The organism is endosymbiont of Galathealinum brachiosum (assembly GCA_003349885.1).
GTDB lineage: Bacteria > Pseudomonadota > Gammaproteobacteria > SZUA-229 > SZUA-229 > SZUA-229.
In genome coordinates this window covers 134,743-159,343 of the sequence record QFXC01000003.1, presented here as the reverse complement: position 1 = coordinate 159,343, position 24,601 = coordinate 134,743, and the positions used below count along the sequence as shown (strand labels likewise).

Genomic DNA, 24,601 nt, shown 5'->3' with positions numbered 1-24,601 from the left:
TAAAAACATGAAGTAAAACAATTAAAGCATCAATTAATGGTGCTCATGTTTACGATCAATAACCGAACTTACATAATCAAAAATATTTTCGAGTTTTGAACTTTTAGAAATAAAAAAATCAGCACCGTTTTGTTTGGCAACTGAACGGTATTCCGGAAAATCATGCTGACTAAGAATAACGACAACTGCTTCTGGGCATTCATCTTTTAATTTTTTAGTCAGCACCAACCCATTGATACCACTGTGTAAATCAATATCCATAATCACCAAATCCGGATCAAATGTATTCACTATATCCAATGTATCACTTTCACCTACGCTTTCTTTGGTTTCCAGATTAACGAATTTTTTTTGCAGGGCATTTTTTAATTCTTCTCTATATATAAGATTATCTTCGACAAGCAGCGTTTTAAACATTTAATTGGCTCCAAATAACAACTCTATTATTAGAAGTAAAATATCTTTACTTTCCCCCTGTACCTCATTAAATAAATATAATTCACTTAACTAACATGTGACCAACCGCTAACAACTCCAAAAATCCATATAAAATTAAACAAGAAATCAATCTACCTATATTTAAATATAAGCTGAAATATATATTAAACACTATTCGTAAAACACCATTCTCACCCAAAACATGATTTTATCCTATAAAGTAAAGACCGTATTTTTTATATAAGCTATATCTAAAAACTACACATGAGTGTATTCTTGAAACTTAATTTGATTTAACACAAATATTTTTATATATTTAAAGAAAGCATCAAGGGACCTAGAGATAATAGTGAAAAATTCACCAGTTCATATTCTAATTGCTGATGACCATACTATTCTTAGGTCCGGAATACGCCTGTTACTTGATAATGAACCTAACTTTCAGGTAATCGGGGAAGCAGACAATGGTAAAGACGCCATTCTCCTTGCAGGTCAATTAGAACCTGATTTACTACTCAGTGACCTGTCTATGCCTAAAACAAATGGCACAGAAGCTATTCATCGCATTAAAAACCGCTACCCAAATATAAAAGTTCTTGTACTGACTGTACACAAAACTGAAGAACATGTTCACGCTGCACTGAAGGCAGGCGCTGATGGCTATTTATTAAAAAATGATACCAGTGAAGAGCTTATTAATGGCATTAACAGTATTTTGTCAGGTAAAAGCTATTTAAGCCCCAGCATATGCAATGAAGTGGTTACAGGATATTTATCTGATAACATAAAGGAATCCCCCACTTCCAGCATTGATCTTTTAACTACGCGTGAACTAGAAGTCATGAAACTTATCGCAGAGGGGTATCGAAACAAAGATACTGCTGAATACCTGTCAATTAGTCTGAAGACAGTTGAAAAACACCGCTCTAACCTGATGAAAAAACTGGATCTGCATAGCGCAAGCAGCATCACACGTTATGCAATAAGAAATGGCGTTGCTGTAGAGTAACCCCTATAGATATATTCCCATAAAAAGCCTGATAATATTTATTAATGCGGCTTTCCGACTAGATCCTCAACGGCCTTTATCAAGTCATCCCGCTCAAAAGGTTTGGTGAAAATCTTTTTTGCACCGGCTTTTTGGGCAGCCGCAAGATAGGCCGTAGTTGATATAGCTTCAGGTGTATATTCAACCGGTTGAACCCCCCCACCGCCTGAAATTGCAATAACCTTAATATCAGGAAATTCTTTTTTAATTTCAGTAATGATATCCACACCATTTTTACCTGGCATAATTATATCAGTGATGATTAAGTCTGCTGGCTCTTCACGCTGAAACTCTATAGCCATATCCCCATTTGATGCAATCCTCACATCATAACCGACACTTTCCAGTATTAACTGTAATACATCTCGAATATCTTCTTCATCGTCAATAATCAAAATGCGCACCATATTAAACTCCCACTTTATACCTGTTATTCAAGCCTGAAACTTTTAAAGTTCGTAACATACCGCCCCATTTATTCAACTGGACGACAGTATCAAATTATCTATTAAAATTTAACACCATCTTAACTACATTCAATATGTTTTTGCAATGACATCCTGCTCGACTGATCACACACCTACGTTTAATTTCACACACCTCTTTCATCTTGAACAACCGTATCTTCAGCATTCAGTTCTAACTGTGGTAAATAAACATAGAAGGTGGAGCCTTTACCTACTTCACTTTTGACAGAAATATCACCCTTATGTGACATAACGATTCCATGAGCAACGGACAACCCCAAACCCGTTCCCTGACCAACCGTACGCGTAGTAAAAAACGGCTCAAAAATACGTTCAAGGTGACGCTGATCGATACCATGCCCGGTATCCTGAACACTAAGCCTTATATATTTTCCTACCTGAAGATGACGACGATCTCGAGGAAACCGCTTATCAACTGTGAAATACTCAAGAATAACCGTAATAGAGCCGCCACTATCTTCTAGTGCCTGATAGGCATTACCGCAAAGATTCATAATTAACTGATGAATCTGATCTCGGTCAGCTAGTACCATATAAGTATCATCTGCAAGCACTTCATGCAACTCTACTGTCGAAGGTATCAACGCCCGAAACAACTCAAGTGCTTCATTGATAATCGGTTTTAAGTTTACTGCTTGATACTCCTGCTTAGAACTCTGTCGGCTAAATGTCAGTATTTGCTGTATCAGGCCTTTAGCACGTTTTGATAACTTTAATACACGTTTGAGGCGATCACGAGTCGGGCTATCTACCGGCAAATCATGTATTGCCTGTTCTGTGTATAGAAATATGGGCAACAAAATATTATTAAATTCGTGTGAAATTCCCCCTGCCAGCACCCCAACCGTTTCTAATTTTTGTGTTTGCCTAAGTTTACTTTCCAGTTCTTCTCGTTTTTCATCTGCTGCTTCTTTTTCAGCAATTTCACGTAATAAATAAACATTAATACCCACCAGTTCACAACGCATGGATTCAAGATCACTTGCCAGTTCCTTGATCTCAGTGATTTCACTATCAACGTACAGTTGCTCCTCATACTCGCCCTTAGCAATCTGACGCGAAGCCTGTTGCAAAGCCTTCAATGGCCGAATCATTCGCACACTAAGTAAAACCAGTACAATTATTGATACCAGCAAATACAGAACAAGAACAGATAACAATCGTTCTCTGGCTAATTCAATCTGTTCAATCGTAGTTTGCTCATTAAAGCCCATATGTAAGACTACCCGTCGCCCAACCATATCTAACGTTAATGAAATAAAATAAATATCATCTCCATGTTGCCCAAAGTAAAAATCTTCCTTAAACAGGCTTGCTGAGTCACTATCTAACAGGCTACTTTGTATACGGGTATCACCTTCTATTAATTCAGCAAAATAACCTCCACTACCCAGAATAGAACTGTCCAGCAAATGCACTGTGCGCTGTTCATTTATTTCACCCTCTTCTAATTCAAAAACGTCTGCAACAAATCGACTATACTTACGCACATCATTGATAAATCGTTCCTCATGACTTTGCTCAATGATATACAGGACGCCAAAAAACAATATAGGTAGAAGCACCGCATGAATTAACAAACCAATTAAAATAATTCGTGCAGGTAATGTATTTAATTTTGGTACCATAATACCCTTAACGCTTTTACTTTAGTTGAACGCTCAGCATCTTCTTTCCACATATAACTCACTGAGTAGGGTCTTTCTGATAAAGCATCCTGTAACTTTTCAATCGAATTATATTCTGATGAACGCGGTATACCCTGCCTGAGAGTCAACGACAGTAACCTTTTATTATACGACTTGGCTGACATAGCCACCACATATTGAAGAAAAACCCCGTTAAGTACTTTATCTTCAGTATTACGGAAACCCCTTATGACATTTCCGTTCCGTCTGACATTGAAGCCAAGATAAATTTTACGTAACTCAAGTGAATCAAGATTCACAAGGGGGCTCGCTGATGATACAACCAGAACAACCTGTTTTTCAGAACTTAATGCATCCATACTCAGCATAAGTCCAATGCAACAAAACAATATACTCCTTACTGAACTCATGGAAAAACAGCACTCCACTGCAGCCATGCCTGACCAAAGTCACCTGATTGTAATTTTATATTTGAAAATTCTACTGTCAATGCATGATTTTTATAAAAATCAAACCGAAGGCCCAGCATTTCCCTTTCTACTATCGCACTGGGAAAAAGTTGAAGATAATCAGAGTTATCCGCGCTATACGTATCTTCAACTCGTCCAAAAAATATCCAGTCATGATCAACTTTATACTCAGCCTGAAAATAAGCAGTAGAAAAAGAGTCAGTCTTATTTTGTAACTGATTTATCATCTGGTTATTAATATATGTCAGGTTAGATAAAATTCTCCACTCCTGCATACTCCAGTCTACATAAGCACCCACTTTACTTTGATCAACTCGTTGCAAGCCCTGTTGCACAGCCACATCATTATCACCAACAACCAGGCTGGCCCAGCTCATTGTTAGGCCAAACTGATTTTCACCTAACTGATCAGTCAGATAAGCAATACGCACATCGACTGCATTTTTGCTCTTATTGTTAGCATCTAATAAATCAAAAGGAACAAGTCCATGATCATCAATAACTGATGTCAAACCAAATGATAACGTTGATTGAATAGCCGACATACCCTGAAGCTTATATCCGCCTTCAAACATAAAACCTGAAACATGCGTTGGAAACACACCTCCTTCATCTTCAAACTTCTCAGCTAATGGCCGTGAAATACTTGTCTGCAAGTACCGACCGTGATGATAAACTGAATTCCAGTATAAACTCGGAGAATGAAAACGACCTAACCACCCTATAACGTCATCATCCACTTGCCAGCCCATTTGAAGTCTCTCTAACTCCGACTCCTCAGTTGATATAAAATATTCTGCAAGAAACCGTAGATCCGTCTCAAGGTAACTGTATAAAATACCGGCTCCAAAAGTAAAATCATTTTCTTCAATGCCGTCTTCAGATGTAATCTGGTGATAAACAGGACCAGCATTCAAAAAGAACAATAGATCTTGCTGTGCATCGGATTCGGCCTGCACAGCCTTAATTGAAAATATCAATAAAATTACACTTAAAATCCCGTATCGTATACAAACAGCCATAAAATCAACTTCCCCTATTACACTCATTTATTCATATTTACTTTAGTATAGCGGAGATTATGAATAACAATATTAGAAATATAAAGCACCAGCACTCCATAAAAAGCATGAAATATTAGCAAGTCACATGTGCTTAATTTAATAATTAATTATATTGATATGTCAGTTTAAAACACGCCGAATAGTTTTGTTTTTTCCTGATATTGATGCAACTGGTCCAGAATCAATTTATTACCAACCATTTCAGCCAGATTAATTGCCTTTTCTCGCTTATCATTTCTTATGCTTAAATCAGCTCCTGCATCTAATAACAACTTAACAGACTCAACTTTATTTGCTAACACAGAAAGATTCAATGCTGTATTTCCAACATTGTTTTTACTATTAACATCAGCACCTTTTAAAATAAAAATACCAATAGCCTCAGTTTGTTGTCGGCTCGCAGCAAGCATTAATGGCGTATTCCCATCAGTTGCTTTTATATCGACAACTATCCCACTATTAATCAACAAAATTATAATTTTAGTATTGTTAACAATCGCTGCCTGATGAAGTAGAGATTGCCCACTATCATCCTTACGATTAATATCATTATGATAACGAATCAAATATTTTACAGTAGCGTATTTCTGACCATCGACTGCGTACCATAAAGCATCACGACCAGACGTATCTTTTTTCATAAGATCTGAACCAGCCTTAAGCAAGCGTTTAACAACAGGCAAAGACATTGAAGTAACTGCCCTCATAAAATCACTTTTACCATTTACGAGTTCATTATTAACTTTTACATTCTTATCAAGTAGATTTTTAACTAATTTTTCGTTTTTATTTAAAATTGCATATGACAATGCACTTCTATTACTTTTATCCGTCATATTCACAGATGCTCCAGCAGCAACAAGCATCTCAAAAACTTTTTCTTCATTCTGTTCTGCTGACACCATTAATGCTGTTTTACCGGAACCACTAACTTTATTAATATTCGCACCTGAAACGACTAACAGGCCAACAATTTTATCCTGCCCCTGTATTGCAGCTCGCATCAATGGCGTTAACCCTTCCGCATCTACCTGATCAGGATTAGCCCCTTTTTTTAACAATGAGGAAACCACATCTTGCTGACCTCTCCATGTTGCTATCATCAGTGCAGTCCAGTTTTTATATACGCCTGTAGAGCTTTTATTTATTGCAGCTATTTTCTGATTTACGCTTAGCTGCTCCTTACTCGTAACAGGCAACTTACCTCCGTATTTTTTCAAAAGTTTAACCGTTGATTTATGCTTTCCTTTATGTGCAAGCACAATAGCTGTATCGCCATTCCTGTTTTTCAAATTTACTAATGATTTATTCTTTAATAAAATCTCAACAGTCGACATATTCCCTTTCATCGCAGCCAGGATTAATGCCGTGTTACCATTAGCATCCTTGTAATTTAGCTTTGCACCTCTCTTTAGCAGGTCATGCACTATACGTTTTTCACCTAAAGCAGAAGCAAGATGCAATGGTCTATCACTATATTTATCAACCACATTTACTTTTGCACCATATTTTAGAAGCAAATCAACCGTAGCGTGATTTTTCATTTCAATTGCATCAAAAATCACAGGGCGATTAAATTTATTCCGAGTATTAACCGACACACCTCTATCCAGAAGCTTCTTAACTGTACTTAGATCATTAGCATTAACCGCAAAAAAAAGCGCCTCGCCTGGTTGCATGTTATTTACAACTGTATTTGTATCTAACCGACCTGACTGTAAAATTTTCAAACGTTTTTTAGAGTTTCTATGCCCTTGTTTGGCTGCAGCAGAATACCAGCGTATCGCCTTTTTATTATTTTTCTTTACACCCGTTCCATTCTCATAACTAACACCCAATACATATTGCGCACGTTTATAATTCTGTTTAGCTGATTTTTTCACCCAATAAACTGATTTTTCTGGACTCTGTTTTACACCCTGGCCATTACGATAGAGTACAGCCAGCTGATACTGAGCCTTTTTATCACCTTTTCTTGACAGGGCTTTTAAAATTTTTGCCGCTTTTTCAAAATTTTGTGTGCGAATAGCAATATTAGCATCGGCCAATGTTGCTGAAAAAGCAGTCTGCTGTAATTGAAAAAACAAACATAATATCAATATCAACTTTTTCATTAATACACCTTATGCCGTGCCATATTTTGTAACCACATCAATACCACTATCTTTTAAAAACGCGGTAGGTAATATACCACCCGCGCAAACTATTACTGCATCATTTTCAATACAAAGCTCATCATTTTCTGTATTTATTACTACTTTATGCGATTCAATTTGCTTAACGGTAGAGTTCATCAAAACCTGTATTTTTCCAGATTTTTCAGCTTCAGAAATTTTATTTCTATTTTTTTCCTTAGCCCTTGAAAAAGCTGCACTACGATAAGCAATTGTCACAGTTGTACCCGCTTCTTCTGAAATACTGACAGCTGCTTCAAGCGCGCTATCACCACCACCAACAATAAGAACATGTTGATTTCGGTATTGCTCAGGATCAATGAGTCTATACACTACTTTTGTTTGCTCTTCTCCGGGCACCCCAAGTTTACGTGGAGTACCACGACGGCCAATAGCCAGTAATATCGCCCTGCTACGATACTCCTCTGTTGCTGTTTTAACCAGAAAGCCATTACCTTCTGAACTTATACTTTCCACCCTGGCTCGATCATTTATTTTCAAACCGGTTTTTTTCACTACATCTTCCCAGAATGCCATTAACGCTTCTTTTGTCGTTTCTTTAAACTGCATTTTACCAATCATCGGTAAATCCACCGGTGCAGTCATAACAATTTTTCCTCTCGGGTAATGCGACACAGTTCCCCCTAGAGAATCCTGTTCAAGAATTACAAATTTTAACTTATGCGACATAGCAGACAGTGCCGCCGCTATACCGGATGGACCTGCACCAACAATGACAAGATCAAGCTGCTGAGCACTGCCAGTGCCATCTAACTTTCGAATAGAATCAACCGCCTGCACACCCTGAGTAACCGCGTTACGAATTAACCCCATACCACCTAATTCACCCGATATAAATATTCCAGGCACATTGCTTTGAAAGGTTTCATCTACCTCAGGTATATCGATGCCTCTTTTCTCGGTACCAAACACTAATTCAATCGCATCAAATGGACAGGCCGTTTTACATGCCCCGTGCCCGATACAATGTGTGGGGTTAATTAAATGCGCTTTACCTTTAATCACTCCCAGAACATTTTTATTTTTTTCAGGGCAGGCATTAACACAACTGGCACATCCAAGACACAATGCATGATTTATAACCGGATGCATCGATGCAGGTTCGGTCATACCCGAGGCCACCGCCTCGTCATAAACAAGTTGACTATTTTTGTGCCCACTGGCTCGTTTCCAGAAATAAAACAGGAAAATAACGATCAACGGCAGGCTATATAGCCAAATTATGGAAAACATAAAAAAAGGACCTCTAACTAACTGATTATATAGATTATTTCAATATAAGCACATACGGGATTACTGAGTAGTAATTACAGTGTTTACTGTATAGATAGTAACCATTAAATACGTTATTATTTGTGATCTAATTCCCAAAATATATCAGGTGCATTCTGTATCATCCTTTCATACGTGATGATTGATGCGAGATTAACTTACCATGGCAGTAACCCAGACACATATTGAGACCTTAAATAAAAAGTTAAACAAGAATTCAAGTACGTTACCTATGCTAAATAATCTGATACTGAAATCATTTAAATTTCTATATGCTCACATGTTTATTATAGGCTTGTTAATTACGATTATTTTTGGCTGGTCTCAAAGGGATAATAACTACCTGAGTGCAGAAACAGGCACTGGCTACCTGCTGGGTATTGTTGGTGGCAGCATGATGCTAATACTTTTACTGTATCCGCTCAGTAAGCGACTAAAAGTATTAACTCGTTGGATACCTATACGTTACTGGTTTGGTATTCACATGTTATTTGGCATCATTGGTCCTACCCTGATTTTATTCCATTCTAATTTTCAACTCGGATCGACCAATAGCTCCATCGCTCTTTTTAGCATGTTACTGGTAGCGGCAAGTGGTTTAATAGGCCGTTATATCTATACCCATATTCATCATGGTCTCTATGGCACACGCATAACACTAAAAGAGCTTAAACTGGACACTGAAAATAATCACACTCATCTACTCAGTATGGTGAATATGGATGATGTGCTTGATAGCCAGCTAAAAATAATGGAAGAAAAAGCACTAAAACCCTATACAGGTATACTGGCGAGTTTTATGGATGTTATCTATCTTGGTGTAAATGCAAAACATCTTTTAGTGAAGATAATTTACTCTCTAAAAAACAATCAGCCAGCTGATAAAAAAATGGTTATAGATTCAGTTAATCGCTACACACTTGCATTACGTCATATAGCCGCTTTCAAGCTATATGAACGACTTTTCTCACTGTGGCATATCTTGCACCTACCGCTATTTATTATGATGATTATTACAGCGGTAATTCATATATTTGCTGTGCATATTTACTAGGCAATAAACAATACGCCAATGCATCACCTTCACGCTGTCATTCTTCGTTTTACTTTTTTCATTCTTCTTTTAATGAATTCAGGCGTAGCCAGTAGCGACTCATTAAAATCTCTTTTAATGCCAGGAAAAGTCATTACGTCACATCAAAAGTATGAAGAGGACTGCGAACAGTGCCATGACACATCAGACAAAGAAAAACAGGGGGAACTTTGTATTCAATGCCACGCACATGAAGATATTAGCGCTGATATTAGCAATAAAAAGGGCTTTCATGGGCGCCTGCCAACACAGTTAAAAACAGACTGCAAACATTGCCATACCGAGCATAAAGGTAGAGAAAAAAACATTGTATTACTTAACCTTGCAACCTTTAACCACCAACAAACAGATTTTAAGTTAAAAGGCACACATAAAAAGGCAGCCTGCTCCGCCTGTCATAAATCTGAAAAAAAATACTCAGAAGCACCTGAGAAATGTATTGACTGCCATAAAAACTCAGATGTACACAAGGGAAAACAGGGGAAAAAATGTAATAACTGTCACAATGAAACAAACTGGAAGAAAACAAAATTCGATCACTCTAAAACTGACTTCCCATTAAAAGGCGCTCATAAGAAAACTCGTTGCACCGTTTGCCACATAAACAACAAATACAAAGACACACCAAAATTATGTATCAACTGCCATAAAATAAATGACATCCATACTGGTAGTTTCGGAAAAAAATGTAACAGTTGCCATAACACTAAAAAATGGAACCAGATTAAATTTAATCACAACAAAAAAACTGATTTCCCTTTATACGGAAAACATAAAACTGCTGATTGCAATAGCTGCCACACTTCATCTGACCTGAAAAAAGAATTACCTAAAAAATGCTATTCCTGCCATAAAAATAACGATGAACATAAAGGCCGATACGGAAAAAAATGCAATAGTTGCCATACATCATCTTCATGGTCTAAACAGATATTTAATCACGATAAAAAAACAAAGTTCTCACTAATTGGCAAACATAAAACTACAAGCTGCAATCAATGTCATACAGGTGATCTCTATAAACACAAACTAAAAAATGATTGCTACTCCTGCCATAAAAAAAATGATGTACATAGAGGCAAACAGGGTAAAAAATGCAATGACTGCCACAATGAAAAAGGCTGGAATAATGAAGTTGTTTTTGATCATGATTTATCCCACTTCCCGCTAATTGGAATGCATGCCACCACCCAATGTGAAGAGTGTCATCTTACAAATGACTATGCGGATGTAAAATCAGACTGTAATACCTGCCATGCTGGCGATGACGTCCATAAAACCAGACTAGGTACCAACTGCAATGCCTGCCATAACCCCAACTCATGGTTCACCTGGCTATTCAAACATGATAAAGACACCAGTTTCAAACTTGATGGCAAACATAAAAAACTCGGGTGTTACGACTGCCATCAAACAAAATCAAATGGCAAATTAAAAGCATCTAAGGATTGCATCTCCTGCCATCGAAGTCGTGATATTCACAACCGGTCGTTTGGTCGACAATGTGGTAATTGCCATAACACCAGCAATTTCAGAGAAATCAACATAAAACGCTAATGGGAATCGACATGGCTAATAGTAAACAGATAAATTCGAATTTATTTATAAAAACGCTTTATACTCTGCTGCTTGCAGTTTTACTATTTTCAAATACTTCAGCCCATGCTGAGACAGCAAAGGGCGGTTTCGATCATTTTTCAACCGGCTTTCCTCTCACGGGTAAACATGCATTTATCGATTGCTCTAGCTGCCATATCGCAGGTCAGTTTAAAGGCACACCTCTTAGTTGCAACTTATGCCATAACGGTAGCCGTGCACCTGGCAAGCACCCTCAACATTTTCCGAGCAGTAATTTTTGTGATGACTGCCATACTGAAGACTCATGGAAAGGAGCAAGGTTTGACCATGGCGATATAAGCGGGCCATGTCAAACTTGTCACAATAATGTAATCGCAACGGGTAAAAACCCTTCTCATATTCTCTCTACTGATCAGTGTGATGACTGCCATAACACTATAACATTCAGTCGTGTAGGCAATGTAGATCATGCTTCTGTTTTAGGAACCTGTAACTCCTGCCACAATGGTTTCACCGCAACAGGAAAAACACCTCAACATATAACCACTAATGAACAGTGTGATGCTTGCCATAGTACGATTACGTGGAGTAACGCAAGATTTGATCATAGTAATATCACTGCTGCATGCAGCAGTTGTCATAATGGTTTAACTGCTATTGGAAAACACCCGGCGCATATTCAAACTACCGCAGAGTGTGATAATTGTCATACCACAAACACCTGGATAGGTGCCGGCTTTGATCATGCTTCCGTTACCGGAGTCTGCTCAAGTTGCCACAACGGCATTACTGCAACAGGTAAACACGCGACGCATATTTTTACTACTGCTGAATGTGATACCTGCCATAACACAACGACCTGGAGTGGCGCGATATTTAACCATAATAATATTACCGGTCTCTGCCTGAGTTGCCACAATGGCTCAACCGCTACGGGTAAAAATACAACTCACTTTGTTACTACTTTAGATTGTGACCGATGCCATACCACAGATCGCTGGACTCCAATGGCACTGTTTCGTCACGACTCACCTGATTACCCTGGTGACCACAGAACAGCAACACTTTGTGTTGACTGTCATCCGACTAATAATCAAACCATCGCATGGCCTTTTACAGCTTATAAACCTGACTGTGCCGGATGCCATGCTAACGATTATAAATCAGACTCGCATAAGGGTGCAGGCGATATACCACTACCAATTAATGAAGTTCAGGATTGTAGTGGAAGTTGTCACTTAAAAGATGGCATAAGAAGTAATGAGCACAGAGCAAGTGGTGGCGAATGGTAGAAAAGCACCAGACCATTAATCATAAATATTTAAAAAATAATATGTTACGTTTAAACTATATTAATTCGATTATTTATACGCTTCTTCTACAGTGGCTGTTTATAACAACCACTGTGGAAGCTGCAACTGCATCTAGTACCTATTCAATTGTTCTGGCGTCATCACCCGGTCAAAATTTAAAATGGGTACCTAAGAAGAATATTCCATTTCCCGGTTTAAGCTTTTACGTTTCAAAAGTAAACATTAAAAGTAAGCCGTGGGAAAGGCTTCAGCTGGGTTTTTTCAACAATCGAAAACAGGCCATTGCAGCACAATCAAAAATAAAAGCGTTTTACCCGGGATCATGGGTTATAAAAACGCCACCAAAAGCAGAAAAGTCTATAATTTTTACAGTACCTTCTCAGGCAAAATTAACCAGTATCAAAAACACAAGTTCATTATCAGATAAGCAACTAAACAACCTGATGAGAAGAGCTAAAACGGATTTAAGATATAAAAACTACTCAAGCGCTATTCGTTACCTGAATGCACTGGTCAGTGCAGGTACGCATAAATATTCCATATCAGCATTAGAGCTTTTAGGTCTGGCAAGACAACGTAAAGGCCAAAAAACACATGCTGTTACTCTTTACACAAAATACCTTAAGCTGTATCCGGACAGCGAAGGCAGTGACAGAGTTCGGCAACGCCTTGCCGGATTATTAACAGCAGCCAGCGGCCCGAAAAAGAAAATACGCCTGACAACAACTCAGGATCTGGATGAAGTAACTACTTACGGTAGTTTTTCACAGTTTTATCGTAGTAATCAGGCAGAAACAGACAATACTGATTCAATAAAAACATTATCTCAACTTATCACATTTGCTGATGTAACCACACTGCAACGAAGCGGAAAATATGATCACCGTTACCAGTTTACTGCTGATCATATATATGACTTTATTAATGACAAAGACAATAGTGAATTTCGTTTTGTTGAAACATATTACGAATTAAGTTATCGCAAAACCGGTACATCAGGAAAGATTGGCCGACAATCGCTTAGAATAGGTGGATTACTAAACAGATTTGATGGTATCTCCGCTGGATATCAGTTCAACCCGGACATGCGTTTAAATATTCTTGGTGGATACCCGGTTGAAATTGATAATAAAACTTCAATAAATGAGAACAGAACTTTCTACGGACTGACATTTGAAACCGGGACCTTCCTGAACAACTGGAATATGAACCTGTTTTATTTTGATCAGGAGTTTAATGGTTTTGATGATCGAACCAGTACCGGCACAGAAATCTATTATCGCGATAAAACTAAATCACTATTCGGTATGATTGATTATGATCTACTTTATGATGAGATAAACATCTTACAGTTTAATGCTAATATACTGCTCGATCAGGGCCGAACAGCTTATATGAATGCATTCATGCGTAAAGCCCCGATTCTATCAACCAGTAACGCTTTAATTGGTCGTCAGGAAATCAGCCTGGAAGAACTAGGTAACACCTTAAATATCGAGCAAATTTATCAATTAGCAGAAGATAGAACAGCTGATAGCCAGACCATTACCCTCGGTGGCTCTCAAAGAATGAACTCAACCTATCAGGCCAATGCAGACCTGACTTTTTCCCGTGTTGAAGAGACCATCGCGTCAGGTGGTGTGCCAGCAACACCTGGAACAGGTACTGATTATTTTGTTAGTACACAAATAGTCGGCAACAGCCTTTTAATTGCAAGAGATACGGGAGTACTGGGATTAAGGTACAGCAATACTCAATTCTCAAACACTACATCATTAATTGCAAATACAAGATTCCCCATTACCCGTAACTGGAGAATCAACCCCAGATTACAATACGATATTCGCAGCCTGACTGGTGGACGTTCACAAAATAAATTACGCGCAATATTTAGAACCGACTACAACTACCTGAACAAAGCACGTTTTGATTTTGAAATTGGCTACGATAAGACGGATGAAGATAATAGCAGTGAATCTCTGGGTAGTAACAATCTGTTTTTTACTCTGGGTTACCGATGGAACTTTTAGTCACACAGTTATCCCGAAAATACAACTCAACAAACATCTAACATGAAAAACTATAACGTTTTTATTTATAGGCTATATAATAAAGTAACAAAATTTATATCAAGATCAATATTCACCATGAAAAAAAGCTTAATAATTTTTATTCTTCTAATTTGTAACAATGCATTTGCCGATAAAACATACTGGGAATTAGGTGCAGGTGTAACCGCATTAAATACAGCACTTTATCCGGGTTCAGATGAAGACAAAAACTTCGTCATCCCTTTCCCCTATTTTCGCATTCAATCAGATAACTTTGAAATTGATGATGGTATACGCGGTTTTTTATTCGAATCACCAGATTTACGCATCAACATTAGCGGCGGCCTAGGCGTGCCGGTAAACAGTGAAGACAGTACTGCACGCAGTGGCATGCCTGACCTTGATACCATTTTAGAAATTGGACCTTCACTGGAACTAATTTTTTCAGGGGGAAGAAAAAAGCCCCATGAATTCCGACTTGAGTTACCCTTGCGCACGGCTTTTTCTACCGATTTAAAATCAGCTGACAATGCAGGCTGGCTTATTGAGCCACGTTTGACCTATGAAACATTACGACCATTTAAAACCGGCTGGGCATATCAGGTAAGTACCGGGCTGCGTTACGCTTCAGACGATTATCATGCATATTATTATGATGTACCCGCTGCATTCGCCACAACTGAACGTAATGAATATCATGCAGATGGAGGTTATAGCGGTGCTTTTGTAGATCTGGTAGGTAACTGGCGTCAGGATGATTTAATCTATTTTGCTTTTGTCAGATACCAGAATTTAAGTGGTGCTGCCTACGAAGACAGCCCTCTAGTTGACGATACAAATTATTTTTCTATGGGTGTCGGTATAATGTGGATATTTGCCCATAGTAAAAATTAATATTTTTTCTGGTATAAATTATTAATTCAGTAATACACGTAGATATAGTAAAAATTAATATTTTTTCTGGTATAAATTATTAATTCAGTAATACACGTAGATTATGAAATAAAGGGGACGGAGGGATTATTTTTTAATCCCTCCGCCCCCTTTATTTTTATATTATTGACTCAGTAATACACGTAAATTATGAAACAACTTATTAGACTCATATGGTTTATGTAATAAATTCTGACGTAAACTTTCATCACTGAGGTTATTTAATTTATCATTCGTATAACCACTTGCCATCTGAATCTTAATATCAGGATATTTCTCCTGTACAATTGTAGCCAGTTCATTGCCATTCATTTCTGGCATAATAACATCTGATAAAATCAAATCGACGTGTTCAAGTTCAAGAACAGCTAATGCCTGCTTACCATTTTCAGCACACAAAACCTTATACCCCTGCCCCTTTAATCGTTCAGTAGTTAACATCATTAATGATGGCTCATCATCAACCACGAGTATTGTTTCATTACCTTTTACATCAACATCATCCTCACTTAGCGGTGCGGTTTGCTCTAAATTTAAACCTGAATAACGAGGAAAATAAAGTAAGAATTTTGTACCTTCACCTATTTTAGAATCTACTTTAATAACACCATTGGATCGTTTGACAAAGCCGTATACCTGTGACAAACCTAAACCGGTCCCTTTATCCCCTTTTGTTGAGAAAAATGGTTCAAAAATTCTTTCCTTTAATATATCCTCCATTCCAGTTCCGTTATCTACAATACTTAACTCTATATAATCACCTGCTTTCAAACCGGGTATCTGATCATCTAAATGATTAGAATGGACATTACGTGTACTAATTACCAGTTCTGAACCCGACGCCTTATTACTCATAGCATGCATTGAATTAATACACATATTAAGAACAACATCTTCCAGTTCACTATTATCAAGTAGAACGGGCCATAAGCCTTCTTCTAGTTCAAATCTTAATTTAATACGTACCGTAAGTAATTTTTGCAACATATCATATTGATTTGTTAATAACTCATTGATATCTAACTTGTCTAATGCAGTCGGTTCATGGCGTGAAAAGGTTAACAATTTTTTTGTAAGATTAGCTCCGCGCTTACCCGCATAATCGATCTGCTCTACATACTCATATAGTTTAGGTTGATCAGACAATGCTTCTTTGAGTAATTCTGCGTAACCTAATATAACACCTAACATATTATTATAATCATGCGCAACACCACCCGTTAACTTACCAAGCGCATCCATTTTTTGAGAGCGTTGCAACTGCTTCTTTTGCATTAGCTCTATTTCTGTATCATGACAGGTCACAACAAACAGTCGATTAATATTATCCAGTCTGGGCAATTCCGCTAAAGAAAGCTGAATTGGAAATTCTTTATTATTTTGACGCATCGCAATAAAATCATGATTATTAATTCCAGCAACATCATCAGAACCGATCGATTTTATAAGGTCGGGTATATTTAGATCAACCTGTTTTTCAGGAATCAATTCATCAATATTTAGACTTAATATATTTTCACGTTGACGGCCAAATATTTCTACAGCTGATTCATTACACGAGGTTATAGCACCCGAGCCATCAAATGTAATAACTGCATCAAGCATTGAATCAAGAATTTGTTGTAACTCAACACTTTGCTCTTGTATTTTTAAAGCTGATAGTTTTAGTTCAGTAATATCATGCACCATTCCAAGCGATGAAATCACATTTCCCATGTCGTCTTTTATATGACTACACTTTTCAATTACATAACGTATTTTTCCTGATGACGCCTGTATAATACGATGCTCAATTACGTAACCATCTTTTTTATCTTCTAAAGATTTAATATAAGCGCTATCAACAGATGCCCGGTCATCAGGATGGACATACTCAAGAAATGAACTGTAATTAACGACTTTTCCTTTTTCTACACCAAAAATATTATAAACTTCATCAGACCAGCTCAATGATCTTGTATGAACATCATATTCCCAGCTCCCAAGATGGGCCATCGACTGTGCATTTAATAGATTGGTTTCATTTATCTTTAATTTAATCTCTATCTGTTTTCGTTTTTTAAGTGACTTATCAAGATTGCTACACATTAAGTTTATTGCATTTACAACATCATCTAACTCATCACTTTCATTATTAATTCTTTTTAGATGCATCTTTTCCTGAAGATTGTCGATCGTTATATTTTTTGCAAAGTTAGACATATCATACAAGTGTCTTGAAATATATTTATAGAATAAAAACAGCATGAAAAGTGCAACAAAAAATGTTTTTATCATATTTGCAAGCAGAATATACCAACCTTCTATCCATAATTTTTTATAAATTCTACTCAAACCAGAATAAATCTTAAACTTACCCACACTCATCGTTTTCTGATTGTATTCGTACAAAATATCTTCTTCAGATGTAATATGACTTCCATCACCAAGATTTCCAGCACTTATTACTCGATTACTATCATCATAAACCTCTACATATTCAACTTCCTGTAGATGTGAAATACCGTCCATAACTTCCTGTAACTGCTCAATATCATACGACCATAGACTATTACGAATACTCCCTAGATAACTTGATTTAATCTGCTTAAACGCCGATTCTACTTCTGACATATCATCGATGTAAACACGATAAAGCTGAAACCCTGTTGTAATTAAACTTATAAACGCACTAAACAAAATCGTTAATACTATTATTCGCCTTGCTAAAGGAGATTCTCTATTAAAAACACTAAAACTCATTTAAAACACCAGTACATTTATTTTAATTCATCCATAGTTTCATCAAAGATAGCTTTATAAGTACCGTCTTTTTTTATCTCCCGCAAGATAGCACTCAACCTGGGAACCAATTCTCTGTGTTTTTTATGCAGAAAAAAATACATATCTTTCTTGGCTAAAGGCTTATCTAATAAGTATATACCCTGGATATTTAAATCTTTAATCTTTTGCAAACCGCCCCATTTTGTAAACACAATAACATCAACTCTTCCATTTTCCAGAAGTTTAAACAGCTGATCTGAATTTCTTACCTTTATTAATGATTTAGAATTTATAATATTCCATTCTAATATTTTCCAGCCGGTTATAATTGCAATATTATATTTAGAAAGGCTTTTCCATCCATCTATTTTTATTGAAGCATCTTTTGCATATGCCACATACTGCCTCTCCATAGTGGGCTCTTCTAAAGGGAGAAGATTTTTATATTTTTTATTAATCGCCTTTACTCTTGAATGAATACCATCCTCCAGACCTTCATTTGCTATTCTCAGGCCACGTTCAGAGGGCAATTGATTAATAGTAATTGAGATACCCGCTCGCTTGTACATCTCTTTCGATAATAAGTCTTCGAAACCATTACGTTCGCTATTTGAAAACGGAGGGAAACCACCAGAATTTAAAACAAAGTGCTCACCTGAATATACCGGTTTCATATATAACAGGAAGAAGCTTATTAAAAAAAAGCATATAAATCGTTTACACTTAATCATCACATCAATTTCCCAGTGGTCTTTTTACATTTAATGCAATCTGAAAAAATAAAACACTTGTACTGATAATCTGTTATCAACACCATCAAGTATATTATTAGCTACACTTTGACTGTCTAAATTTGGAGCGTCACTATTTAAGTATTCATAATTAAACATGACTTTACTTTTCTTATCAAAAAACCAGTTATAACCTAGTGTTATATTATTAGACTGGCGTTCATTTGCAGCTATATTCGTAGTGCGATTTAATACATCATACCTCAGCAAGAGCTCTGTATTTTTTGTTAACCGATATGATACATCGGCCCACCAGCCTTCTGCTTTATCATCTGTCGCTAAATTAAAAGATGAAATTGCCGTATTAGCATTATTTGAAGACCCGGGAACGGCAGCACCATCTGTTCCTGATAAAATCATACCACCCGCATTTATCCACTCAATTGTAGAGCGCCATTTTTCCTTTTTAAATGTTGTTCCTAAACCGTGTCTGGTCCGATCATATGTGCCGGCACCAGCCTCCGTTAGTGTTCGTTTGCCATCCTGCCACCAGCCAAATAACTTCCAGCCATCCCGTTGCGGGCCCTTGCCCGAAAACACCCATTCAGATGACCAGTACAGATACTTATCTTTATGACTATCATTGTCACTTCTGGCAATACCATTGCCATTACCCACCATTGCTGCCCAGGTATGCTCCCACTCATCACGCTTATAGGTATCAAATAGCTCAATACCTATGTCTCTAAATGCACCAAATGCACCATTGGGTGCATTTTTATTTTGCGGGTCTGAGCCGTCCCCATCGTAATACCTTTCAAGCACTAACTGATTGGTAGATAATGCAAAATTAATATAATCATATTTACTCTGCATCGCCTCTTCACTTCCGGGCGTCTTGAATTGACCTATACGGATTTTGGGACCAATATAATCAAATGTTAAACTGGCATCTGTGATAATTAAGAGTGTATCCACATTACGGGTTAATGCATTGTTACCCGCATCCACCATTGTAAAATAATTAATGTACTGATTGATTCTGCCTTTTGCTGCAAGCCTGGCCCTAAACAACGAACCATCACTATTATCCTCCAGGCGTGGCCTGATAACATTAAAGACCGCATTCTGCCCCTGCCACGGACCATCCTGAATTTTAGTACCATCTGTTTTTTGCCATTCTGGCTGAATAAAACCAATTATTTTCAATGTAGGCTCAGAACCTTTTTTTTCGACACCCTGTAACTCAACCCAATTTGCGGCAAATACAGGTTTAGATAGTGAAAATATGCAGAATAATACGAAAGCAAGTAGATAGAAGGCTCTTTTCATTTGCTACCCTCGATTAAATCAGGTGATTTTGATTAATTTGAACAGCTTTAGACGAGTATAGTAATGAATATTATGAAAAACAAAGTTGATATGATGATCAGGCTAAAAGAATATTGAGAATAAATTCTCCCTGGACATTATTAAAAATTACTCTCTGACACGGTTTTTTGTATAACAAGGAACGAGCTCATCAAACACCTGATTAGAAATCGCATAGTGACGATAAGATAATGAAAGCGACTTAATGTAGCTGCAATGGAAACAGCTACACTCTAAATTGAAATTAACCCTTTAAATCAATCCTCTATTTCAACCTCATCGGCAATACCTGTCGCATTACCATCACCCTCAATTTTATCTACAATACTCACTACCGTTGAGTTGATACCTGTAATTGCTTCAAACTCAGCATGTGTATCAACGGTAATTTCATTCTGATCTTCATACGATGTGCTAACTGCACTAACAGGAAAAACGACACCTAATACGGTAATAGAAACATCTGTTTCCTGCGCAGTAACAATACCCTGCAACTCAACGTCTTTAACTTCTGATTCACGTTTAACTCGGGTTGCATTAATCGTACTGGCGCTGGTGTCACCTTCAAAACCACGTACACTGACAAAACCACCTTCATCCCTTAACTCTAATAGTGAGAGCTGATCATCATCACCCACTTCATCTTCCATTAATGTCGATGTGCTTAGCTGCACGGTAACCGGAGATAAAGAAGAGTGAAGCTCAACAGTGAAAGTATTATTATCCAGGTTAGCACTTTGAACTATCCCGCTAACTTCTGCATTTCCTCCACGCGCCTCAACTTCATTTGCATTTAACACACCGTTACTTATCACACCTTCCGCTTCTACTTTAACGCCAACTTTTAGCTCTAGCGTTACCGGTGTCAAAATTGCATTATTTGCATTTACAGCATAACCATTTACATCAAAATCACCGTTAGAAACGTAACGGGTAATAAAACCTTCTATTTCTACTTTATTACCATCTTCACTTAACTCATTATCTTCAGCTTCAACTTCTGTTGCATTAATAGTAAATGTGCCACTATTATAAAAACCCTTAACTTCGACAAGCAGATCATTTTGTAACCCATTCGATAGATCAGTTATGCTAGCACTGGATGCGTCAACCGTTATGCCCTGTACCTCAAACGTTGTACCAGACAGGTTACTAATTACCCCCTTAACTTCAAATACATTGGAGCTATCAAACGTAACGGACTTAAGCTCAACATAACTTGCCTGTAAATGCCCTAACTCATCATAAAAACCACTTACTTCTATGACGTTGTTCTGCGCAACTGAATCATACGAAAAATTCAAACCTTCAAATGCTGAGCCTGTTGCTGAAACAATCACTGTTTTACCTAACACCGTGAGTGTTTTAAAGTCTGCACTGGTGATAATATTACTCACTGGCCCCTGCAGATCATCAGCATATTGAATATGTGTCGCCGTGCCGGTTACACCATCACTGTTAATACTTCCCTGCACCTGCACCACCATTCCAATACGTAAATCATCCTGAGTACCCTCGACATCATCCACATCAAAAGTAGATGAAACAGTTTCATACTCAACACCATTTATAAACACACTACCAAAACCGGTGACTGTTCCACTTGAAATAAAACCACTACCACCAATACCGGCCAGACCGCCACCACCGCTACAGGCCGTGAGAATGGCAACACTTAATGCAGTTACAAATATATAAAGTTGTTTGATCCGGGTTTTCATGACTCTTCCTCAGATTCAGAATTTTTCTGATAATAGTAAATACCCAGGCTGACATACTGACTGTCATTTTTATTCCCGGTCTCGTGTTCGCTTAACCAGCCATCAAGTTCTTCAAGTAAAGACTGTGACCGTCTACTGGCATATTTTTGAAATTCACTGATATGAGCTGAAGCCAGCTTATGTGTTGAAACTTTTCGTTGAAATTTTCTCTGTGCGGCATCACTGCTCATATTATATAAAACAGTTTCCATTAACTCACGACTATCAGTGCCCAGAATATTTATAATATCCACCGGATCATTTCCCGGTACATAAGCATGACTGACAAGGTGTACTTTTCCATCATGTTTTTCCACGCAGCCACTTTTTTCCAGCAAATCAAACATGGCTCGGGTGGGTATGTCACCACTGTAATCTTTTACCAATGTAGAAAATGCTTTTTCATTTCCTTCCATATCCAGCACACGGGGCACACCATCTACTGAACTGAAACGTTCATCATTCATCCAGCCACTAATCACTCGAATTGCACGATTATACTTCTGTGCCGTGTCATTAGTTGATTCAAGTTTTTTATCTGTTAGACGTTTTACTTCTTTACGTGACAAACCGGTCTTAGCTGATACTGCCGATATTGTGGCTTTACCTTCCTTACCCGCCAGTATGAAAGCCTCATCAACGTATACTTTACGGACTATTTCCTCGAAACTACCGCAGGCAACACCGTTTCTCAGCATCACACGCACTAGTGGCCCAAGAATCTTACAGGCCGCCTTTTCAAGAATAGTTAGTAAATTATCACTCATACTGGGATTATATTCCCATAACGTTAAGTTTCAAGTAAACAGCTTACCCTTTATCCCGATTTTATAACCGGTCAGGGGTTCTGTTAAAGGAGCCTTCCCTGGCTGACTATCCTGTAATAATTACAAAGACTAATTAAGAACAGGTTCCGGCGATGGTGCATCTTCCCTTTCCAGCTCGGTTGCAATATTCTCTTCACTGGTTTCATCTACGTAGTACTTAATCTCAACAAACTCATCAATAGCGACATCTGCCAGACTAAAGAAATGCAGCGGCGTGCTGCTACCTTCATCCTGCTCATCAATCATGCGAGTATCGTTGTTCACGGTAAATGTGAGTGTGCTGTCACCCTGTGAAATAGTAACCGTTGTGTCGGTTTTATCCGTCACAAAACCTTCCACCTCAAAATCTGAGTCGTGATCTTCCTCGATTTCCTCAACAACAAAACTGCCATCAGCGGCAATATGCCCTTCAACTGTGATAATCATGCCGTCAACCAGTGAAGCCATATCAAAATCATCATCTATTTCCAGAGAGTCAAACTCAACTAACTGACCATTAAACAGGAATGATGTATCAGTAATACCCGATACCATACCCTGCATTTCTATATCTTCACCTTCATCACCGTCAAAATCGATATCACCGTCATCTTCAATTTCAACCTTGCTGGCAGACATCAGGAAACCATCTGTGATATTTCCACTGATTGCAGATTGCGTTTTAACTTCAACGAGTACACCATCAGCCAGGCCGGCATCAACCTCTAATGCTTCACTATAATCTACTGTTAAGTCACCAATAGTGAATGTAAGTGCCGTTGTATCCAGATTGCTGATCAGGCCTTTAAGCTCTACATCTAAATCTTCATCTGTATCATTTTTAGTTTCGATACGTGTTGCCAGTATGCTGCCAATACCATCAGCAAAACCACTCACCTCAACAATATCATCAACCGATAATTCACTAATCGATGCCAGCGTATCACTGTCAAATACCGTATCAATATTGATGGTTACGCTTTGCCCCATAATATTGATTGTACCGACACCATCAACCAGACCTGACAGATCAAGAACATAACCTTCCAGCTCATCAGTACAGGATATTGATGTGGCATTACCTGTAACACCATCTGCGTTAACACTGCCCTTTAAAATAACCACATCACCTATACCAAGTGACGTTTCAATGCTTTCTAAACCATCAATATCAATTGAGGCAGAATCTGTTTCATATTCAACACCATTAACATAAACACTGCCGAATCCAGTAACCACACCCACTGTGGTTCCAGAACCTGATGTCTGACTACTGCTACCGCCACATGCACTTAACATTGCGATAGATGCGGCAAGAACTGTTTTATTAAAAACTGATTTTTTATTCATGACACTTCTCCAACATTTTCTGTAAATAACATTAGCTGAATCTTTCTTATGAACACCCAAGAATTGATAAACAGCCATCCACGATTTTTATTTCTTCATAATTGGGATTATATTCCCAATTTAAATAAAATCAATAGAAGCCCGTCAGTTTTTTATACTTTGAGAACCACATCACACTCAAAGCTTTAATATGATTTATAAGCAATTAATGAAAACCGTGCCTTAAAT

The 24,601-nt window shown here is 37.7% G+C and carries 20 protein-coding genes; 7 read left to right on the top strand and 13 right to left on the bottom strand.

The window, feature by feature from the left end; genetic code table 11:
- Nucleotides 1-33 precede the first annotated feature (33 nt).
- Nucleotides 34-417 carry a response regulator gene (locus DIZ80_02075; protein ID RDH85736.1) on the bottom strand — a complete coding sequence of 128 codons (384 nt, stop codon included), beginning with the start codon at nucleotides 415-417 and terminating at the stop codon, nucleotides 34-36.
- Nucleotides 418-808: 391 nt separating this feature from the next.
- Between DIZ80_02075 and DIZ80_02070 the strand changes: the two genes are divergently transcribed.
- Nucleotides 809-1,447, top strand: coding sequence for a DNA-binding response regulator (locus tag DIZ80_02070; protein RDH85757.1), 639 nt, complete (start codon nucleotides 809-811; stop codon nucleotides 1,445-1,447).
- Nucleotides 1,448-1,488: 41 nt separating this feature from the next.
- On the opposite strand, the gene DIZ80_02065 is transcribed toward DIZ80_02070, so the two are convergent.
- The 6 genes from DIZ80_02065 to DIZ80_02040 form a co-directional block, all read right to left on the bottom strand.
- Nucleotides 1,489-1,890, bottom strand: a complete 402-nt coding sequence (locus tag DIZ80_02065) for a response regulator (protein ID RDH85756.1) — start codon at nucleotides 1,888-1,890, stop codon at nucleotides 1,489-1,491.
- Nucleotides 1,891-2,078: 188 nt separating this feature from the next.
- Nucleotides 2,079-3,602 carry a hypothetical protein gene (locus tag DIZ80_02060; GenBank protein ID RDH85735.1) on the bottom strand — a complete coding sequence of 508 codons (1,524 nt, stop codon included), beginning with the start codon at nucleotides 3,600-3,602 and terminating at the stop codon, nucleotides 2,079-2,081.
- Nucleotides 3,587-3,982, bottom strand: a complete 396-nt coding sequence (locus DIZ80_02055) for a hypothetical protein (GenBank protein ID RDH85734.1) — start codon at nucleotides 3,980-3,982, stop codon at nucleotides 3,587-3,589. The genes DIZ80_02060 and DIZ80_02055 overlap by 16 nt, the downstream gene beginning before the upstream one ends.
- 47 nt (nucleotides 3,983-4,029) lie before the next feature.
- On the bottom strand, nucleotides 4,030-5,142 hold the full coding sequence (locus DIZ80_02050) for a hypothetical protein (protein ID RDH85733.1): 1,113 nt from the start codon (nucleotides 5,140-5,142) through the stop codon (nucleotides 4,030-4,032).
- Nucleotides 5,143-5,282: 140 nt separating this feature from the next.
- Nucleotides 5,283-7,271 (bottom strand): hypothetical protein, encoded by a 1,989-nt coding sequence (locus DIZ80_02045; protein RDH85732.1) that lies wholly within the window; start codon nucleotides 7,269-7,271, stop codon nucleotides 5,283-5,285.
- A 9-nt stretch (nucleotides 7,272-7,280) separates the two neighbouring features.
- Nucleotides 7,281-8,585, bottom strand: coding sequence for a 4Fe-4S ferredoxin (locus DIZ80_02040; protein RDH85731.1), 1,305 nt, complete (start codon nucleotides 8,583-8,585; stop codon nucleotides 7,281-7,283).
- A 202-nt stretch (nucleotides 8,586-8,787) separates the two neighbouring features.
- Here DIZ80_02040 and DIZ80_02035 point away from each other — a divergent pair, with 202 nt between their 5' ends.
- From DIZ80_02035 to DIZ80_02010, 6 genes are all read left to right on the top strand, one after another.
- The gene (locus tag DIZ80_02035; GenBank protein RDH85730.1) at nucleotides 8,788-9,678 is read left to right on the top strand and encodes a pyridine nucleotide-disulfide oxidoreductase; all 891 of its coding nucleotides are present in this window, start codon (nucleotides 8,788-8,790) and stop codon (nucleotides 9,676-9,678) included.
- A gap of 18 nt (nucleotides 9,679-9,696) precedes the next feature.
- Nucleotides 9,697-11,274, top strand: coding sequence for a cytochrome C (locus DIZ80_02030; GenBank protein RDH85729.1), 1,578 nt, complete (start codon nucleotides 9,697-9,699; stop codon nucleotides 11,272-11,274).
- Between the two features lie 105 nt (nucleotides 11,275-11,379).
- The gene (locus tag DIZ80_02025) at nucleotides 11,380-11,634 is read left to right on the top strand and encodes a hypothetical protein (protein RDH85728.1); all 255 of its coding nucleotides are present in this window, start codon (nucleotides 11,380-11,382) and stop codon (nucleotides 11,632-11,634) included.
- 668 nt (nucleotides 11,635-12,302) lie between these two features.
- On the top strand, nucleotides 12,303-12,587 hold the full coding sequence (locus tag DIZ80_02020; protein ID RDH85727.1) for a hypothetical protein: 285 nt from the start codon (nucleotides 12,303-12,305) through the stop codon (nucleotides 12,585-12,587).
- A complete protein-coding gene (locus DIZ80_02015) occupies nucleotides 12,581-14,638 on the top strand; it encodes a hypothetical protein (protein RDH85726.1) in 2,058 nt (685 codons plus the stop codon). Before DIZ80_02020 ends, DIZ80_02015 begins: the two co-directional genes overlap by 7 nt.
- A 42-nt stretch (nucleotides 14,639-14,680) precedes the next feature.
- Nucleotides 14,681-15,553 (top strand): MipA/OmpV family protein, encoded by an 873-nt coding sequence (locus DIZ80_02010; GenBank protein ID RDH85725.1) that lies wholly within the window; start codon nucleotides 14,681-14,683, stop codon nucleotides 15,551-15,553.
- Between the two features lie 162 nt (nucleotides 15,554-15,715).
- On the opposite strand, the gene DIZ80_02005 is transcribed toward DIZ80_02010, so the two are convergent.
- The 6 genes from DIZ80_02005 to DIZ80_01980 all read right to left on the bottom strand — a co-directional run bounded on the left by DIZ80_02005 (nucleotide 15,716) and on the right by DIZ80_01980 (nucleotide 24,373).
- The gene (locus DIZ80_02005; GenBank protein RDH85724.1) at nucleotides 15,716-18,334 is read right to left on the bottom strand and encodes a hypothetical protein; all 2,619 of its coding nucleotides are present in this window, start codon (nucleotides 18,332-18,334) and stop codon (nucleotides 15,716-15,718) included.
- Nucleotides 18,335-18,351: 17 nt separating this feature from the next.
- Nucleotides 18,352-19,086, bottom strand: a complete 735-nt coding sequence (locus DIZ80_02000) for a hypothetical protein (GenBank protein RDH85723.1) — start codon at nucleotides 19,084-19,086, stop codon at nucleotides 18,352-18,354.
- 30 nt (nucleotides 19,087-19,116) lie between these two features.
- On the bottom strand, nucleotides 19,117-20,418 hold the full coding sequence (locus tag DIZ80_01995; protein ID RDH85722.1) for a porin: 1,302 nt from the start codon (nucleotides 20,416-20,418) through the stop codon (nucleotides 19,117-19,119).
- 296 nt (nucleotides 20,419-20,714) lie between these two features.
- The gene (locus tag DIZ80_01990; protein RDH85721.1) at nucleotides 20,715-22,178 is read right to left on the bottom strand and encodes a hypothetical protein; all 1,464 of its coding nucleotides are present in this window, start codon (nucleotides 22,176-22,178) and stop codon (nucleotides 20,715-20,717) included.
- Nucleotides 22,175-22,984, bottom strand: a complete 810-nt coding sequence (locus DIZ80_01985; GenBank protein ID RDH85720.1) for a hypothetical protein — start codon at nucleotides 22,982-22,984, stop codon at nucleotides 22,175-22,177. Before DIZ80_01985 ends, DIZ80_01990 begins: the two co-directional genes overlap by 4 nt.
- Nucleotides 22,985-23,113: 129 nt before the next feature.
- Nucleotides 23,114-24,373, bottom strand: coding sequence for a hypothetical protein (locus DIZ80_01980; protein ID RDH85719.1), 1,260 nt, complete (start codon nucleotides 24,371-24,373; stop codon nucleotides 23,114-23,116).
- Nucleotides 24,374-24,601 lie beyond the last annotated feature (228 nt).